Below are 16,878 nucleotides of genomic sequence, written 5' to 3'. Positions count from 1 at the left end.
AGGGAAATGGCCCGATTGCCCCGGAAATGTCTAAATTAGCACCTCCAAGAAACGTGTTTATGGAATGGAAGAATGGCAGCACCTACCAGGCAGCTGCAAATGTAGCCGGAACAATAGAAGCGCATTTCCTGCGGCATCAGGATAAAGCCCGAGTGCAGCAGGAAGACGAAGGACTGGCAAGCGTGCCCACGGCACGCAAGATAGAGCAGATCATCGACGTGGCTTTCTGGGCCAGTTTACGGAAAGAGGAAGGCAATCCTACCCGCATATCCATCGCTTACCTGCAGCCCTCAGAGGCAGGCAAACCCCTGCTTTTCGAGCACCGGCTGCCCTATACTCCTAAAGTACTCGCCAAACTCGCTCCCGGTGTGGAACGTGCCGGCGTACATGTGGGTATCTGGGAAGAAAACGGGGAACTGTATATCTGGGGCACCACCTTATCGCTCCCGAAATACTGCTTCGTACTGGATGTTTCCGAACCGGGCCTCCTCGTAGTGAAGCACCGCCGCGCAGCAGGTCTCGGCAAGTTTATTAACGTGGCCGTATTGCAGGGCGATTCCGTGAAGGTGGTGAATGAGCAATGCGGCATCCGTACAGACTGCCCCAATATGCTCACCTCCCTGCTCGGCATCCATGCCTCTCCCCTGTGGAACCACCCGATCAATGTGCTTATTCAGATCGCAGTATCCATGCGGGCACACCGCCGTGGTGGCACCCTCCTCGTTACACCGTATAATCAGGATAAATGGAAAAACTCCATCGTTCACCCGCTGCAATACCCGGTGTATCCGGCATTCAGCGGCGTGTCTGACCTGATCCGGCAGGATGGGGAGGCGACCAGTGAAATCTACTGGCAGAACGCCCTGCGCCGCGAAGTGGAATACATCACCGGCCTCACCGCCGTAGATGGCGCCACCGTTATCAACGACCGTCACGAGCTGCTGGCTTTCGGTACCAAAATATCCCGCGCAGGAGATTCCCATCCTGTAGAGGAAATACTGCTCACAGAGCCGGTTACCGATCAGCAGCCCATGCTCATGCACCCATCCCGCCTCGGCGGCACCAGGCACCTCTCTGCCGCGCAGTTCGTATACGACCAGCGCGATGCCCAGGCACTGGTAGCCTCGCAGGACGGTAATTTCACCGTTTTCTCATGGTCGCCCGATTCCAATATCGTGATGGCCCACAGAATTGATGTTTTATTGATCTGATCATATCCCTGTTTTCACCATTATGTCACAACAAACGATTGATAGTCTTCGCGAAGCACTAAAATACTCGCCCGACAATGTGCCGCTGCGGCTCCACCTTGCCGAAACGCTCCTGCAAATGGACCGGTTCGATGAAGCCGAGCAGGAATTCCGGGAAGCACTCGGCAAAGCTCCCGGCGATAAAGCCCTCATAGGCCTTGCCAAGGTATACTACCGCAAAGGCGCCTACGCCACCTGCAACGTGATCCTCGAAGATCTCATGCGCACCCAGCCCGATAACCTGGATGTGCTGCTGCTTTATACCCGCTCCTCGCTGAAGGAAAACGATATGGATACTGCCATCCGTACCTATCAGCAGCTGCTCGACATACATCCCGAATTCTCCGATCCCGAGCTGGATAACCAGCTGAGGGTACGCAGCTATTCAGGCGATGTATCCGACGATGAGGATGATTATGACGACGACCAGCTCACTACTTTCATGCAAAAGCCCGACATCACTTTCACGGATGTAAGCGGTATGGATCATGTTAAGAAGGAAATCGACGTGAAGATCATACGCCCCATGCAGCACCCTGAACTGTACAAGGCTTACGGGAAAAAGACAGGCGGCAGCATCCTCCTCTACGGCCCTCCCGGTTGCGGTAAGACCATGATCGCAAAGGCAACGGCCGGACAGGTGAACGCCCGCTTCATTAACGTAGGGCTCAACGAGATCCTCGATATGTACCTCGGCAACAGCGAAAAGAACCTGCACCGGATATTTGAATATGCCCGTAACAATACACCCTGTGTACTGTTTTTCGATGAGATAGATGCCATTGGCGCTAACCGGAATGATATGAAGCAATCCGCAGGCAGGCAGCTGATCAACCAGTTCCTGCAGGAGCTGGATGGTGTGGAATATGATAATACCGGCATCCTTATACTCGGCGCAACGAATACGCCCTGGCATATGGATCCTGCTTTCCGCCGTCCGGGCCGCTTCGACCGCATGATATTTGTACCGCCGCCGGATCAGGCAGCGCGTACCGCCATGCTGCAGAAAAAACTGCAGGGCAAGCCCGTGGAGCAGATCGAATACGAATCCGTCAGCAAACAGATGCCGGAGTTTTCCGGGGCAGATATTGAAGCCGTGATCGATATGGCGGTGGAAGCTAAACTGGAAGACTCATTCAAAGACGGTGTGCCGCAACCCATCCGCACAAAGGATCTCCTCAGTGCCGTAAAGCGCCACCGTGCCAGCACCCGCGAATGGTTTTCCGTAGCCAAGAACTTTGCCCTGTATGCCAATGAGGCCGGGCTGTACGACGATATCCTCCTGTACCTGAAAAACATGAAATGACATGGATCAAAACCTGATTGAACGCGCTGTATACCTGTTGCAGCATCGAAAATACCGCGAAGCGGAAACTGCCATCCAGCAAACGCTGGCACGCTACCCCATGGATACCAACGCCCTCGGACTGCTGGCGGAGGTAAAGATCCAGATGGATGAACATGCCGAAGCGTTACAGATCGTGAACGACACCATCGGACTGGACCCTGCCGACGACCGGTTATATTACCAGCGCGCACGCATCCACCTCAATAACGAGGATTTCAATGCTGCCGAGGCCGACCTTCGCGAAGCCATCCGCCTCGATCCGCAGGAAGCCGGGTACTACGCCATGTATGCCATGCTGCTGAACCAGCGGAAGAAGTTCACCGAAGCCCTCTCGTACGCAGAACAGGCCCTGCAGGTAGACCCTGAGAACGTATACGCCCTCAATGCCCGCAGCACGGCCCTGCTGAAGCTGAACCGCAAAGAAGAATCGTTTGAAGGCATAGAAGACGCTTTCCGGCATGATCCGGAAAACCCATATACCCACGCCAACTACGGCTGGGGCCTCCTCGAAAAAGGAGATGCTAAAAAAGCACTGGAACACTTCCGCGAAGCACTCCGGATAGACCCTTCCATGCAAATGGCGCAAACCGGTATGATAGAAGCCCTGAAGAGCCGTTACCTCGTGTACCGCCTCTTCCTGAAATACGCTTTCTTCATGGCCAAAATGTCTGAGAAGTTCCAGTGGGCATTCATTATCGGCCTGTACCTCATCACAAAGCTGCTCAGCCGCACGGCACAGGCTAACCCGGAACTTTCTCCCTACCTGATGCCCATCGTGTATATCCTCATCGCATTCGCTTTCACCACCTGGATCATGGAACCGGTCTCCAACCTGTTCCTCCGCTTCAACCGGTACGGTAAATACATGCTCGACGAGAAAGAGATCAGCGCATCCAACGGTGTGGCAGTAAGTGCCGCTGTGGCCGTTATTGGTGCCATCGGTCTTATTGCCACCGGCGGTGCAGGCTGGCTGGTGATGACCTACGCGGGTATCTCTTACATGATCCCCCTCAGCGTTCGGAACAAAACCTTTAAACAGCCCCTGCTGATGCAGTTATACATCTACGGACTGGGCGCCATGGCCATAGCCGCCATCGCTGCCGGCTTTATTACAGGCGATCCCTTCACGCTCTGGTCCATCATCTACCTGTTCGGCTTCATCGCCTTCCAGTGGGTGGTGAACTTTGCCATGATCCGCAGAAGTAACCGGTAATTATCACATCATCAGATAGTATGCCCGCAGCTTTTACGGCTGCGGGCTTTTTATTGCAGGCGGCACAGACAATCTTCCGCCTCCCTGCCGTTACCGCATTCCCCTTTTTATTTCCAGAAGCGGCGTGGTATCTTGGGGAGCATGAAAACATGCTTTGTATGGCTCCTCGGCGCATTGCTGCTGTCCGGGGCGGCTGCCGCACAGGATACACTGTTCCGCTTCGCACTCGTAACCGATACACACGTAGGCGTACAAACCGGTCTGGAAGATCTGGAACGCACCATCCGCGACCTTAACCAGCTCCCCGGGATCGATTTCGTAATCTTTTCAGGCGATGTTACAGAGTTTGGATCCGATGCGGAACTGAAGCTGGCCAAACAAACCATTGACCAGCTGCGGAAGCCCTGGCACATCATACCCGGCAACCACGATACCAAATGGTCGGAAAGCGGCTGTAATTCCTTCCGCACCGTGTTTGGTGACGAAACGTTTCAATTCGATCATAAAGGCTACCGCTTCATAGGTACCAACAGCGGCCCGAATATGCGTATGGGCCCCGGCCAGGTACCCCGTGAAAACATGGTTTGGCTGCGCAAAACGCTCGACCGTACACCTGCCGCCATGCCTGTTGTTTACATCAACCATTATCCCCTCGACGAAGGACTGAATAACTGGCTCGATGTTTACGGCATGCTCCGCACCAAAAACGTACAGCTTATGCTTTGCGGTCATGGCCATGCCAACCGCATCTATACCCGTACCGCCATCCCCAACGTTATGTGCCGTTCTAACCTCCGCGCAAAAGATGCGGTGGGTGGTTATAACCTGGTATCCGTTCTGCGCGATTCCATCATTTTCGAAGAACGCCGTCCGGCTACGGAAACGCGCCCTGCATGGCACCGTATGCCGCTTGTTGCCAATGCTTCCGCCAACTATCCCCCTATTAGTGATGATGCGGCCAAACGTGTGAACGATTCTTTCCCTAACGTGAAAATAAAATGGCAGATACAGGAAGACGGGGATATGGGCAGTGCAGTTGCCATTGCAGATGGCAAAGTGATTTATACTACAACCAATGGCGATATTAAAGCGGCCGACCTGCAAACCGGCAAGATCCGCTGGCGTTACAAAACCGGCGGTAAAATCTACGCTACCCCGCTTGTACACGCCAATCATGTAGTGGTGCCCAGTTCAGACGGAAAAGTGTACTGCCTGAAGCTCTCCAACGGCAAAAGCGCCTGGATAAAAGAAACCGGAATGGCAATAGTATCATCTCCCGCACGCTCCGGTGAGCTGGCTATCATTGCGGGGTCCGACGGGCATTGCAGGGCCTGGAACATCCGTTCCGGTGAGCAGGTATGGGACCACCCCGGCGTAAAGGGATTTGTGGAAACACGGCCGCTGGTGTACGGAGATAAAGTGCTCTTTGGCACCTGGGGCAACCAGTTTTATGCATTAAACGCCCAAACGGGCGCGCCTGCATGGGAATGGACCAACGGGGCCGCCAACCGCATGTTTTCCCCTGCAGCGGTATGGCCCGTGGCTTTTATGGGCCGTGCATGGATCGTATCGCCAGACAGGTATATGACCGTTATAGACACTGAAACCGGCAACACTGTATGGCGCCACCGCGATGATCAGCAGTGGGTACGCGAATCGCTGGGTCAGTCGGAAGACAGTGCCCATGTATATGCCAAATCCATGCAGGGAAACATTCTCGCATTCGATGCCCGGGCGGGGGAACGTAAAATCATCTGGCAGTCACCCGTACAACTGGGGTACGAAATCTGCCCCAGTCCTATCATGGAGAAAGACGGTACCGTATTCATCGCCGGACAATCCGGCCTTGTTACGGCGCTCTCTGCCACTAATGGGGCAATCCGCTGGAAACACCAGTTCTCCAGCTGCCTTGTAAACACCGTACAGCCACTTACCGGCAACCTGGTACTCGCTTCTTCCATGGACGGGAAGCTGGTGTGCCTGGAAGCCGCGCCATAAAACATTCCAGAACGGGAATCATCCAGAACGAAGAAAGCCGGCAGGAGCATCCTGACCGGCTTTTCTGATGTATAGGAACATACTAATTTACTATCCCACTTCTTCAAATGCTTTCGGGTATGCTACCTGCCCCGCTTTTCCTTTTAAAGCGCCGGGCACCAGCTCTACCGCCATAAATGCTTCATCGGGTACTTCGTAGGAGGTGCGTATGCCAAATCCGGATGCCTTTTCAAATCCGAACTTCGGGTAATATTCAGGGTGCCCCAATACGATTACCGAATCAAAGCCCAATGCCGAAGCTTCTTTTAAAGCATGACGGATCAGCTGGCCGCCAACACCCATCTGGTGCAAAGCAGGAGTCACGGAAACGGGCGCCAGGGCTAGGGTTTCGTAAGTCAATCCATCGTCTCCTTTTAATGGCAAACGTGTCAGCAAAATATACCCTACCAGGTACTCACCTGCATATGCCACGATGGAAAGTTCCGGAATAAAAAACGGGGTATCACGCAGTTTATCAACGAGCCGGCTTTCATTATCCTGTCCAAAGGCTAATGCGTTCAATTCATAGATAGCCGGGAACTCAGCCGCGGTTTCTGGCCTGATGTGTAACTTCATATCCTGTTCGAATGAATTTTTTAGATGCTTTTTACGGGTTAACGAACCAAGGTCCTTTAGCTACGTAAATGTAATGGGAATATCCTTGCAAACCATGAAAATTCCCGGGTTCTTACCACCTTTCCCCTCCCCTGATTATAGCCTGCTGAAAGGGTATTTTTCGGGTACTCAATGGGTACTTAAAGGGTACCTAATGTATATAAATAGGGTACTATGCCTTTACAGTATTGGGTTTGGTGCCATTTTACCTACAGTATATATACATTAACCCTTCTTTTACCCTACAGTAACCCTCCTTTACTCCTTCCTTTTCCGGCACAAATCCCCCCTGGGGGTAATTAATGCATAGATAATCAGCTCCTTCCGGGGATAAAAAAAGCGCGGGATTGCTCCCGCGCGTCCGCCCATGAAAAGGCTCGTTTATAAACCCTGATATTGTACTCCTTTCGGATGTTTTACGGTGTAGGTAAGGCGCAATGTTTTGGATTCTCCCGGTTTCAGGTCAAGATCCCAAACCAGTTCCCCGGTTTCTGCGTTTACGGTGGCCCCGGCAGACTCAGAGAGGTCTGTTTCCACGTTTTTATCTGTGGAGATGGGGTATTGGTCTTTCAGCTGCAGTTTCACGGCTTCCTGCTTTCCATTCCGTACCCTGATCTCGTAGGTATATGTTTTCCGAACGGAACTGCCGATCAGTTTGGTGCCGCTCATCTGTGCCATCAGCTCGCGGCGGATCACCACCTGGCGGTCGCGGCCGAGGCTTACTTTCAGCGTATCTTCCGTGGCCTGCGGGTTGATCCATGTTTTACCGGCATACAGATTACCGATCATGATATTTGCTTCACCGGGCAGTAGGTTATAGGCTGCAAAATTTGTCACATTCGCCATGAGGAATGCATCCTGATCCAGCTTAGGAACGGAATAGTAGAGGTAGCTGGCTGGCATATCCATTTCTTTCAGCACCACGGAATGGTTTTCACCATTGCCCGCAATGTCGTAAGGGATATCGATATCAAAGCTGGCGCTGGTCTGGTGCTGCACGATGGATGCAGGTACTGCTGCAGGCGGAGGAGGAGGCGCGGCCATGGTGCTTATGCCACGGATCTTTACACCTGCAACTTTTCCTTCCAGGCCTTGTCCTGTTACCACTACTTCTTCCAGTGCACGCGAGCCATACATAGCATCGGCTACTCCCTTCCTAAATACTGTATGGTTGATTTGCTCCTGTAAAAACCAGGTCGACAGTTCAGGTACAATCCCGCTGTTGGAAGGGTTACCCGTATTCAGCGTGAGCTTTACATTTTTCCAGTCGATGCCCGTTTGCTGGCGCACGTTGGCTTTATACATCAGTTTCAGGGGTTTGGAGATATTTTCCAGCTTCAGGTCGTAGTTGGTGCTCCAGCCTGCATCCAATGCCACGTAACGGATTTCCAGCGTACCACTCACTGCGGCGGGCGCCATCAGTTGCAGTACGATTTGTCCGCCGGCGGCTTCCGGGTTTTCATTCAGCTCCTTCATCTGTTGCAGGATGCGGGTGCGCAACTGTGTCAGCTTTGCTTCTTTTTCTTCCAGTGCAAAAATGCTGTTGCGCAGTTCAATCTGTTTGGCGGCGTAATAGTCTGCCAGCTTCGTTAACTCTGCCACATTCGCGTTGTTGCCACTGAGCGCCTGATTCTTATCCAGTAATGTTAAAGTACCTTCCTGCGCTTTACGGGTATTCGCCAGTTTGGAAAGGGCCAGTTTCACATTCTCCAGACTGTCTGCCAATTGCCTAAAAGCAGGTTTTTCTACCACATCCGGGAGGAAGTTTTTGCCGAATCCTGCAGACATGACGGTTACCGCTCCGGGAGCGCTCACCTGTATGCTGCTTTCATCGATCCGGGCCGCTACTTTGCCCACCACCACGCGGCTCACGCCTTTGGGGATCGATACTTTGGCAGTGTGGAACATTTCCGCACCCTGGCTGTAAACGGTTACGGATTTAATGGTGGAACCGGTGTACTGGGGCTCCTGTGCGGAAGCTTCCAGCGCGGTAAATGCTATGAGAAAAAGTGCTGTGCGTTGTATCATGCCGTGCTATTTTACCTTCCGGATGCACTATTTTATCCTTTTCCATAAATGATTTGTTAAAAAAAAGCAAAAGCCTTTCAGGCATGACATTTATCATAGATGCCGGAACCCTTCAGCAGTAAATTTGCACTACACCAAAACAGTACAGCATGAAGCGTATGTTCCTGACCTTGTCCGTCGCTATGTTAGGTGTTCTCAGCCTCCCGGCTGTAGCACAATCCGGTAAAACGGGCCTCTATCTTTCGGCGGAAGATTTTGCAGAAGGAAAAGTAAGCTACGGTGCCGCACATCATAAGATTAAAGCAGATGTTCCGTTCCAGCATGGTAAAGTGAAAGTGGTGAACGGAGATAAACAAATACTGCTCGATAAAAACGTTCTATACGGGTATCGCGACAAACATCAGCAGGACTACCGTTTTGTTGGTAACAATGCCTACAAAATCCTGGATGCCGCGGGCTTCCCGATATACAGCCGTGAAGTGGAAACTTCGAAAGGCAAAGGCAGAATCAAAGAAACGAAATTTTATTTCAGCGCACAGCCCGGCAGTGATGTAATGGAACTGACAATCGGCAACCTGAAACGGGCATTTCCCGACAACGGTAAATTCCATCAGCAGCTCGATATGCAATTCCGCAGCAACGATGAACTGGCGAGATTCGATGAATATTCAAAAGCGTTTACATTAAAGACGATATATAACGAGACGATTTAAGTTAAGAATCAACAGAAGAACGTGAGTGTGTAAGAAAAGAATCGTGTGAGTGTTTTCAGTAGAGGATTAAAAGGCCGGCATTAGCCGGTCTTTTTCGTTTTATATCTTCGTCGTTAAACTATACAGGTTTCTAAAGAATTTCTCCCCATCCCATTTTCACCTCCGGATCCGGCACGGGTTATGCTTCAATAAGCCATACAATATCTCAATCAGCAACTATCATCAAATGTGAAGAAGTGACCGCTCAAATGGAACATTTCACCATAAACGACTCATTATCAAACGATATGAGTCTAAAAACCACTAAATCATCCCGGGCGGAAGCCACCCGAACCGCACACGCCGGAATGCCATCCCAACCACCTCAATACCAACTCGTTACCGCATCAAGTCCACATCAAGTCCACCTCATGTCCACCACATCTCCGTGATCGGCTGCCATTTCACGTATTGTTCACGTACTGTAGACAGCCACACGCCGTACTGTAGCCCCACTCTTCCTGTTTACTTTACGCAATTCCTGCTCCGTTTTTTGCCGGGTACTTCCAGTTTCTGATGTTCCCCATTCCATCACGCCACCCTTTTTACATGAACGGAGATGCAACCCGGGCACCTTTTATGTACTTTAGCCGCCCTAACCCGGAAACACATCACACATTGCGACGAATTATTCCATGTTTATTGGGGTGCATTTTTACCCTTCAGGCAGCAGCACAGAAAAAGAACGATCAGTACCGCCTTCAGATGCGAAAGGCTACTTCTTCCATTAAGATCGACGGTATAGCCGACGAACAGGCTTGGCGGGATGCAGACTCTGCCTCCAACTTTTTCATGATCCTCCCCATGGACACGAGCTTCGCCAATGTGCGTACCTACGTGAAAATGGCATATGATAACCAGCAGCTTTACTTACTGGTAGTCAATTACAACGGTGCTCCCGGCCCTTATATGGTGGAAAGCCTCCGCCGCGATTTCTCGTTCCTCAAGAACGATAACTTCCTCCTGTTCATGGACCCCTTCGATGATCAGACCAACGGCTTCACCTTCGGCGCCAATGCCGCAGGGGCTCAGTGGGACGGACTCATGTACGACGGCGGTAAAGTAGACCTCAGCTGGGATAATAAATGGACCTCCGTAGTAAAAAACTACCCGGACAAATGGATCTTCGAAGCATCCATCCCCTTCAAAACCATCCGGTATAAGAAAGGCATCACGAAGTGGGGTATCAACTTCGGCAGGAACGATCTCAAAACCACGGAAAAGAGCAGCTGGGCGCCCGTGCCCCGGCAGTTCCCTTCTGCATCACTGGCATATACCGGTACGCTGGAATGGGATACCGTTCCGCCTAATCCCGGTCCTAATATTTCGCTCATACCTTACGTGCTGGGTGGCATCAATAAGAATTACGATGCAGGCTCCCCTACCAAATGGCGCCGCGATGCCGGACTGGATGCTAAAATTGCGATCACATCCTCCCTTAACCTCGACCTTACCGTAAACCCCGACTTCTCGCAGGTAGACGTGGATAAACAGGTAACGAACCTCGACCGCTTCGAGCTCTTTTTCCCGGAACGCCGCCAGTTCTTCCTCGAGAACGGCGACCAGTTCACCAACTTCGGATACAGCACCCTCCGCCCCTTCTTCAGCAGGCGCATCGGGCTGGGCGCACCCATCCACTTCGGGGCACGCCTGAGCGGTAAACTGAACCGCAACTGGCGGCTGGGGGTAATGAATATGCAAACGGGTAAGCAGTCGGCCACCTCGCTGCCGGCGCAAAACTTTACCGTGGCAGCCCTTCAGCGCCGGGTGTTCTCCCGCTCCAACATTGGCATGCTGCTCATCAACAAAGAATCCATCAATTACAATCCGGATAAGGTACAACCCGGAGATCCCGTGTACACGCGCTACAACCGCAACTTCGGGATGGAATACAACCTCGCTTCCGCCAATAACTTCTGGACGGGTAAGGCGCTGGTATTAAAATCCTTCTCGCCCGGCCTCAGCAGCAACGACTGGGCGCATGCCGGTAACCTGCAATACACCAGTAAGAACTGGAGCATTGGCTGGCAGCATGAATATGTGGGCAGGAACTATAAAGCGGAAGTGGGCTACGTTCCGCGTACGGGCTACATCCGTTTCGCACCCACCGCCACCCGCCTCTTCTTCCCGAAATCGGGTGCTTTGCTGAGCCATGGGCCGCAGCTTACGTCTACCAACTTCTTCACCGATAAAATGGACAGAACGGATAACGAGCTGATGCTGAACTACGGCATGGTATGGCGCGCCCGCAATACGCTGAACGTATGGGCCAGCACTACCTATATTCAGCTGCTGCAGCCCTTCGATCCGTTGAATCTCGGGAAAGACAGCCTGCAGGCGTTCTCCAAACACAGCTGGAACACTGTAGGGGCCGATTATGTGTCTAAGCCGCAGAGCCTGCTTACCTACGCCCTCAGCGCCCGTTACGGCGGTTATTACGCCGGTGGTAAACGCTTTACTGCTACGGGTGAACTGGGCTACCGTTTCCAGCCATATGTGAGCATTGCCATGAGCGCCAACTACAACCAGCTGAACCTGCCGAAGCCCTGGGGTAATAATGGCTTCTGGCTGGTGGGGCCGCGTGTGGATGTTACCATGACCAATACCCTGTTCTTCACCGGGTTTGTACAATACAACGAGCAGATGAAGAACATGAACGTGAATACCCGCTTCCAGTGGCGTTACAGGCCCGCTTCCGACCTTTTCATCGTGTATACCGACAACTACCTGCCCGAACCCTTTTACGTCAAAAACAGGGCGCTGGTGCTGAAACTGGTGTACTGGCTCAACTTATAGGCAAAAAGAAACCGGGCGCAATTGCGTCCCGGCTTTCGTTACCATTTATCCAACCTTCCAAACACACAGGTTAATTCAGGTTACCACACATACGTACCTGCAGCACCGGCTGCAAGCTCTGTGGTCACCTGTTTGCCCTTGTACTGTATGTTGAACGGCTGCGTGTTATTGCCGCTGTTCAGTACAATAAGCACCTTTTTGCCGTCGGGCGTACGGAACGCCACATTCTCCAGTGTACCGGGAATGTTAGACGCAATACGTACAGATCCCGGCCGCACGAACTTGGCGGCATGGGCAATAATGTAATACGCCACGTTCTTCGTGTAATCATTCCCGATTGTTACCGCACCGAGGCAGGTGGTGCAACCACCCGGTGTATGCGGTTTATAATCTGCCGTGGCGGCAAGGTTCCACTCCAGCACATTGCGGCTCCAGTTTCGGGGTGCGCCAATGATGAGGTTGGCTATATGCCACTTCAGATCTTCCGGGAAATTACCCGGGCCGCCTACCCATTGCTCCGTGAAATAAATATGCTTGTCAGGGAAAGCATTATGCACTTCCGTGAGTGCGGTAATGGGGCCGCCATAGAGATGAAAGGCCGACCCGTCTGTAAACTGCGCGGCTTTGGCATCCTGCAGTACGGTAGCCGGATAATCCGGCCGGTCGGCATTATGATCGTAACAGATGATCTTAGTTAAAATACCCGCATCGCGAAACGCAGGGCCGAGGTGGTTACCAATAAAATCGGCCTGCTCATTGGCCTGCATATCCAGACTGGGGTTGTTCCCCGGATGCAGCGGCTCGTTCTGCGGGGTAATGGCATCAATGGCAATACCTTCTGCCTGCATGGCTTTCACATACTTCACGAAATACTGTGCGTATGCCGCATAATGCTCCGGCAGCAGCTTCCCGCCTTTGAAACTCCCGTTCGATTTCATCCACACCGGTGGCGACCATGGCGAACCCAGTATCTTAATACGCGGGTTGATGGCCAGTATTCTTTTCAGTACCGGTATGAGATCGGCCTTCTCCGCCTGAATGGAGAACCCGGCAAGTGTGGGGTCTGTCTGCCCCGCAGGGATATCGTTGTAACTGAAGGTAGTAGCGCTCAGGTCTGATGCGCCTATGCTGATGCGCAGGTAGCTGACGCCGATATGCGTACTATCCCACCGGAACAGTTCATCCAGCAAAGCAGCTTTACGGGCTTCGGGCAATGCATTGATGAGTGTGGCACTGCCGCCGGTGAGGGTATAACCAAACCCGTCGATCTCCTGGTAGGTTTGTCCTTCATCCACCGTAATATTAGGCCATGCATTGAGTTGCGTGCCGAAGTTGAGGGTAACATTCTGTTTGGCGAATAGAGCTGATTTATCGCCCTTTGTGAGCCACAGGGCTACATCTGAAGGACCGGGCCCCGGAGGGCCCTGCGGACCCGGCGAAGGGCCGTCGCTGCCCTTACAGCTGCATACACAGCATATAAGTACCAGCAGAAAGGTTTTTATTGGAACAATCATTTATCAATCATTTTATACGCGCGTACATAATCGATTTCCATGGTGGCGGGGAAAACGCTGTCGTCTACCCCCTGCTGTCCGCCCCAGTTTCCGCCTACGGCAATATTGAGGAGGAAGTGGAACTTCTTATCGAAGGGCCATGCGGCATAGCCCTTGTTCTCGTTCAGGAAAGTGAAGAGCAGCGTACCGTCGATATAGCCACGGATGGCATAAGGCGTCCAGTCTACCCGGTATACATGAAACTCACCAATGGCTTTCTCCACGGTGCGCGTAGCGGTTTTCTGTGTACTGATGCTGTGGTTGTAAGCTTCCGTATGCACGCTCATGTGTACTTTATTGGGATCGTAGCCTACATGCTCCATGATATCGATCTCGCCCGACTTAGGCCATCCGCCATACGCCCAGTCTGTAGGCAGCATCCATATCGCGGGCCAGGTACCTTTACCCGGAGGCAGCTTCGCTTTGATCTCGAACCGCCCGTACAGGAAATCACCCTTGCCTTTAGACACGAGGCGGGCAGAGGTATAATTGCGGCCGCCCATGTCTTCCTTTTTGGCTATTACGGATAGCAGGCCGTTGGCCACCCGTGCATTATCAATCTTATCGGTATAATACTGCAGCTCGTTGTTACCCCATCCGCCGCCGCCAAGGTCGTAGCCCCATTTTGCGGGGTCGGGCAAACCGTTGTAATCAAACTCATCGGCCCATGCGGGAGTGGTTTCAAAGGCCCAGTTCTTATCCACCGGTGATGGCGGGATGTAGGGAGCCGGTGCGGGTTGATTGTTTTTGCCGCCACAGGCAAGCATGTGCAGGCCAATGAGCACTATCGGCAGAAAGTGGATCGTTTTCATGTAAACTTGGGAAAAAACGGGACCGGTACATCCGGCCCCGTCGGGTTAAATTATAACTGTTCTTCCAGAAATTTCACATTGTCCATGGCAATACCGCCGGTGCCCAGCGTGCCCCCGCTGCTGCCGGCTTTAATCACGATGTAAATGGTGCCGGCAGTAGTGAACTTAATGACACCACCCTTACCCGTGCCGGAGCCATCACAACCGATCTCGGCAATGTCGCCGTCGAAAGGTACTTTACCGCAACCCGCCCAGGTATTGAGCGACACGAATTTGTTGCCGCTGTAATCTTTCCCCTGCTCGGGTACTGCCGTGCCAATGATCACTTCGAACCAGGTATTGGTGGCGCCGCTGCCTTTTACATTGGCGGAGAAGGTGTATTCCACATCCTTCTTCACGGTTACCGCCTGGTAAATAGCGCCGTTGGAGCCCGCGTCTGTATTGGTGAATACCAGTTTACCATTCACGAACTGGATGCCGGTTTGCATGCCGCCGGTGTTGAGGATGGTCCAGTGTGCATTGGCGCCTGCTTCCATATCTCCTCCTTTGAGGATTTCAGTTTTAGGTGCATCGTTGGCGATCACTACTTTCTGCGATGCGGTGGCAAAACCTCCTTTGCCGAAAGCCTGTAGTGATATCACGTATTCTCCTTTCTTAGCAAACGTCAGCGTGTCTTTAGAACGGTTGCCTACGGATGCAGCGCCCAGACCGTTAAACCAGCGCCACTGGAAGGTAGCGGGTGTGGTATTCTGAACGATGATTTTGTTGGGCTTGCCCTGCATGGGCATGGCGGTAAAGGAAACCTGTGGCAGCGGGCCGAGGTCGCCCCCGCCGGAATCAGGTGTGCAGGCGGCCATGAGTAATATCGCTGCGATATATGGAATGCATTTCATGTGGACTTGTTTTGTGATGATGGATTACTTCGTGCCGCCCCATTCCTTGTTCTGCTCCATTTTCGTGCTCTGCAGATCGTTGAAAGGAATCGGGAAGATGTAGTGCTTCTGTGGATTGAAGCCGCGTGATTTCAAAGCATCTTCCGCCCTGCCGGTACGGATGAGGTCGAAGAACCTGTGTCCTTCTCCTGCCAGCTCCAGTCTTCTTTCGAGGAAGATGTTATCGATCGTGGCTACAATCGGTGTAAGCCCTACCCTTGCGCGTACAGCGTTCAGGAGCGCATAGGCACGGGTACCCGCACCACCGCCGCCGCCATTCATCACCAGTGCTTCCGCTTCCAGCAGATAGGTATCTGCCAGGCGCATATCGTAGAGGTTCTGCGGGAAGTTCAGTTCAGGCGTTCCGCTCGGTACGCGGTTAGACACGCGGCCGGCGAACTTCTCGAGGAAGTACCCCGTATCATCATGCCCCGGAGAATACGATGCCTTACCCGCTGCAGAAAGCGCTTTCAGGTCAGCAATGGTATAGGGAAAACGGGGATCGTCTTTCATCAGCGCATACAGCTCTTTGGTTACCGTGAGGAAGCTCCAGCCGGAAACGTAATCGGGCGCATCGGGTGTTAAACGGTTGTAGCTGCGCGGGCCCACCATGATGTTAAGCACGTTGCCTTCGGTACAGGCCACACAGTCCCACACACCCTGCGAAGTATTGGTGTAAGAGATCTCGAAGATAGATTCCTGGTTGAATTTGAAAGGCAGGGTAGATTTCCACAGGTCACCGAAGTTGGTGAGCAGCTTATATCCGTAAGTGGGATTCTCCACGCCGGGTGTACCATTCACCAGTGCCAGTTCCGCAGCCGCTTCGGCCCACTTCTTCTGGTAAACGTATACTTTACCCAGCAATGCATGCGCCGCGCCTTTGGTGGCACGTGCCTTTTCTTCGGTGGGCGGTATACGGTCGGGGAAGTTGGTTTCGGCAATGGCTTCTTTCAGGTCTTTCTCGATCTGCGCCCATACATCCGCGGGCGGTGCCTGCGTAACATTAAACATCTGGTTTACATCCAGTGGTTGCAGCAGCAGGGGGATGTTTTTAAACATCCTGATCAGGTCGAAATAGAAATAAGCGCGGAGGAATTTGCATTCGGCAATGAAACGCGCTTTCTTATTCGCGTCCATGGGTACGCTGCCCAGTTTCTCCAGCAGCTTGTTGGCACGGAATACGCCGGAATACCCTTTGCGCCAGAGGTCGTTATGCGGACCAATCTCCGGTGTAAGATCCCAGCGGGTCATCACCTGGAAATCGTTCACGTCGTTGGCGGCACCGCCACCGGCAAAGTGATCGTCGGAAGCGGCATCGGCCATACCGGTGCGGGTCACGTATCCCCCGCCCTGCCAGCCTACTACGTCGTACACTGCTACCAGCCCTTTAAACGCTTCGCCTTCATTTTTATAAAAGTTGTTTTCGAGGTTGGTACCGCGCAGCGCGGGATCCAGCCAGCTGTCTTTACAGGAGCCAAGTGTTAAACCGGCAGCCAGTGTGCATATGATGGGAAAGTATTTCGCTTTCATGTGTCAGTCTTC

12 protein-coding genes are annotated in these 16,878 nt (G+C 52.6%); 6 read left to right on the top strand and 6 right to left on the bottom strand.

Annotated elements, in window-relative coordinates; all coding sequences use genetic code 11:
- The first annotated feature begins 59 nt into the window (after window positions 1-59).
- The 4 genes from DEV76_RS10760 (at window position 60) to DEV76_RS10745 (ending at window position 5,809) form a co-directional block, all read left to right on the top strand.
- A complete protein-coding gene (locus tag DEV76_RS10760) occupies window positions 60-1,211 on the top strand; it encodes a putative sensor domain DACNV-containing protein (protein WP_109698179.1) in 1,152 nt (383 codons plus the stop codon).
- Window positions 1,212-1,233: 22 nt separating this feature from the next.
- Window positions 1,234-2,556, top strand: coding sequence for an ATP-binding protein (locus tag DEV76_RS10755; RefSeq protein WP_198652029.1), 1,323 nt, complete (start codon window positions 1,234-1,236; stop codon window positions 2,554-2,556).
- 1 nt (window position 2,557) lies between these two features.
- On the top strand, window positions 2,558-3,811 hold the full coding sequence (locus tag DEV76_RS10750; protein WP_109697906.1) for a tetratricopeptide repeat protein: 1,254 nt from the start codon (window positions 2,558-2,560) through the stop codon (window positions 3,809-3,811).
- A 141-nt stretch (window positions 3,812-3,952) separates the two neighbouring features.
- Window positions 3,953-5,809, top strand: a complete 1,857-nt coding sequence (locus tag DEV76_RS10745) for an outer membrane protein assembly factor BamB family protein (protein WP_109697905.1) — start codon at window positions 3,953-3,955, stop codon at window positions 5,807-5,809.
- 90 nt (window positions 5,810-5,899) lie between these two features.
- Here the strand turns inward: DEV76_RS10745 and DEV76_RS10740 are convergent, their stop codons facing one another.
- Together DEV76_RS10740 and DEV76_RS10735 are read right to left on the bottom strand one after the other, a co-directional pair.
- Window positions 5,900-6,424 (bottom strand): GNAT family N-acetyltransferase, encoded by a 525-nt coding sequence (locus DEV76_RS10740; RefSeq protein WP_109697904.1) that lies wholly within the window; start codon window positions 6,422-6,424, stop codon window positions 5,900-5,902.
- Between the two features lie 420 nt (window positions 6,425-6,844).
- Window positions 6,845-8,491, bottom strand: coding sequence for a DUF4139 domain-containing protein (locus tag DEV76_RS10735; RefSeq protein WP_109697903.1), 1,647 nt, complete (start codon window positions 8,489-8,491; stop codon window positions 6,845-6,847).
- Between the two features lie 149 nt (window positions 8,492-8,640).
- Here DEV76_RS10735 and DEV76_RS10730 point away from each other — a divergent pair, with 149 nt between their 5' ends.
- Both DEV76_RS10730 and DEV76_RS10725 read left to right on the top strand, forming a co-directional pair.
- The gene (locus DEV76_RS10730) at window positions 8,641-9,204 is read left to right on the top strand and encodes a hypothetical protein (RefSeq protein ID WP_109697902.1); all 564 of its coding nucleotides are present in this window, start codon (window positions 8,641-8,643) and stop codon (window positions 9,202-9,204) included.
- Window positions 9,205-9,885: 681 nt separating this feature from the next.
- Window positions 9,886-12,039: a DUF5916 domain-containing protein gene (locus DEV76_RS10725; protein ID WP_232826929.1), complete on the top strand. Its 2,154-nt coding sequence runs from the start codon at window positions 9,886-9,888 to the stop codon at window positions 12,037-12,039.
- Window positions 12,040-12,119: 80 nt separating this feature from the next.
- Here DEV76_RS10725 and DEV76_RS10720 read toward each other — a convergent pair whose 3' ends face one another.
- The 4 genes from DEV76_RS10720 to DEV76_RS10705 are packed head-to-tail and all read right to left on the bottom strand — an operon-like array spanning window position 12,120 to window position 16,866.
- Window positions 12,120-13,553 (bottom strand): glycoside hydrolase family 30 protein, encoded by a 1,434-nt coding sequence (locus tag DEV76_RS10720; protein ID WP_109697901.1) that lies wholly within the window; start codon window positions 13,551-13,553, stop codon window positions 12,120-12,122.
- Complete coding sequence (locus DEV76_RS10715; RefSeq protein ID WP_109697900.1) at window positions 13,550-14,404, bottom strand: glycoside hydrolase family 16 protein; 855 nt, start codon at window positions 14,402-14,404, stop codon at window positions 13,550-13,552. Before DEV76_RS10715 ends, DEV76_RS10720 begins: the two co-directional genes overlap by 4 nt.
- A 50-nt stretch (window positions 14,405-14,454) precedes the next feature.
- On the bottom strand, window positions 14,455-15,297 hold the full coding sequence (locus tag DEV76_RS10710; protein ID WP_157962826.1) for a hypothetical protein: 843 nt from the start codon (window positions 15,295-15,297) through the stop codon (window positions 14,455-14,457).
- 24 nt (window positions 15,298-15,321) lie between these two features.
- Window positions 15,322-16,866 carry a RagB/SusD family nutrient uptake outer membrane protein gene (locus DEV76_RS10705; protein WP_109697898.1) on the bottom strand — a complete coding sequence of 515 codons (1,545 nt, stop codon included), beginning with the start codon at window positions 16,864-16,866 and terminating at the stop codon, window positions 15,322-15,324.
- Between the last annotated feature and the right edge of the window lie 12 nt (window positions 16,867-16,878).

The organism is Chitinophaga deserti, from assembly GCF_003149455.1.
Classification (GTDB): Bacteria; Bacteroidota; Bacteroidia; order Chitinophagales; family Chitinophagaceae; genus Chitinophaga; species Chitinophaga deserti.
The sequence above is the reverse complement of the archived record's forward strand: the minus strand, read 5'-3'. Positions and strand labels throughout refer to the sequence as shown.

Bases quoted from the DNA above. Each gene is read 5' to 3' on its own strand.
- DEV76_RS10760 (WP_109698179.1), top strand. From the start codon at position 60: ATGGAATGGAAGAATGGCAGCACCTACCAGGCAGCTGCAAATGTAGCC.
- DEV76_RS10755 (WP_198652029.1), top strand. From the start codon at position 1,234: ATGTCACAACAAACGATTGATAGTCTTCGCGAAGCACTAAAATACTCG.
- DEV76_RS10750 (WP_109697906.1), top strand. From the start codon at position 2,558: ATGGATCAAAACCTGATTGAACGCGCTGTATACCTGTTGCAGCATCGA.
- DEV76_RS10745 (WP_109697905.1), top strand. From the start codon at position 3,953: ATGAAAACATGCTTTGTATGGCTCCTCGGCGCATTGCTGCTGTCCGGG.
- DEV76_RS10740 (WP_109697904.1), bottom strand. From the start codon at position 6,424: ATGAAGTTACACATCAGGCCAGAAACCGCGGCTGAGTTCCCGGCTATC.
- DEV76_RS10735 (WP_109697903.1), bottom strand. From the start codon at position 8,491: ATGATACAACGCACAGCACTTTTTCTCATAGCATTTACCGCGCTGGAA.
- DEV76_RS10730 (WP_109697902.1), top strand. From the start codon at position 8,641: ATGAAGCGTATGTTCCTGACCTTGTCCGTCGCTATGTTAGGTGTTCTC.
- DEV76_RS10720 (WP_109697901.1), bottom strand. From the start codon at position 13,553: ATGATTGTTCCAATAAAAACCTTTCTGCTGGTACTTATATGCTGTGTA.
- DEV76_RS10715 (WP_109697900.1), bottom strand. From the start codon at position 14,404: ATGAAAACGATCCACTTTCTGCCGATAGTGCTCATTGGCCTGCACATG.
- DEV76_RS10710 (WP_157962826.1), bottom strand. From the start codon at position 15,297: ATGAAATGCATTCCATATATCGCAGCGATATTACTCATGGCCGCCTGC.
- DEV76_RS10705 (WP_109697898.1), bottom strand. From the start codon at position 16,866: ATGAAAGCGAAATACTTTCCCATCATATGCACACTGGCTGCCGGTTTA.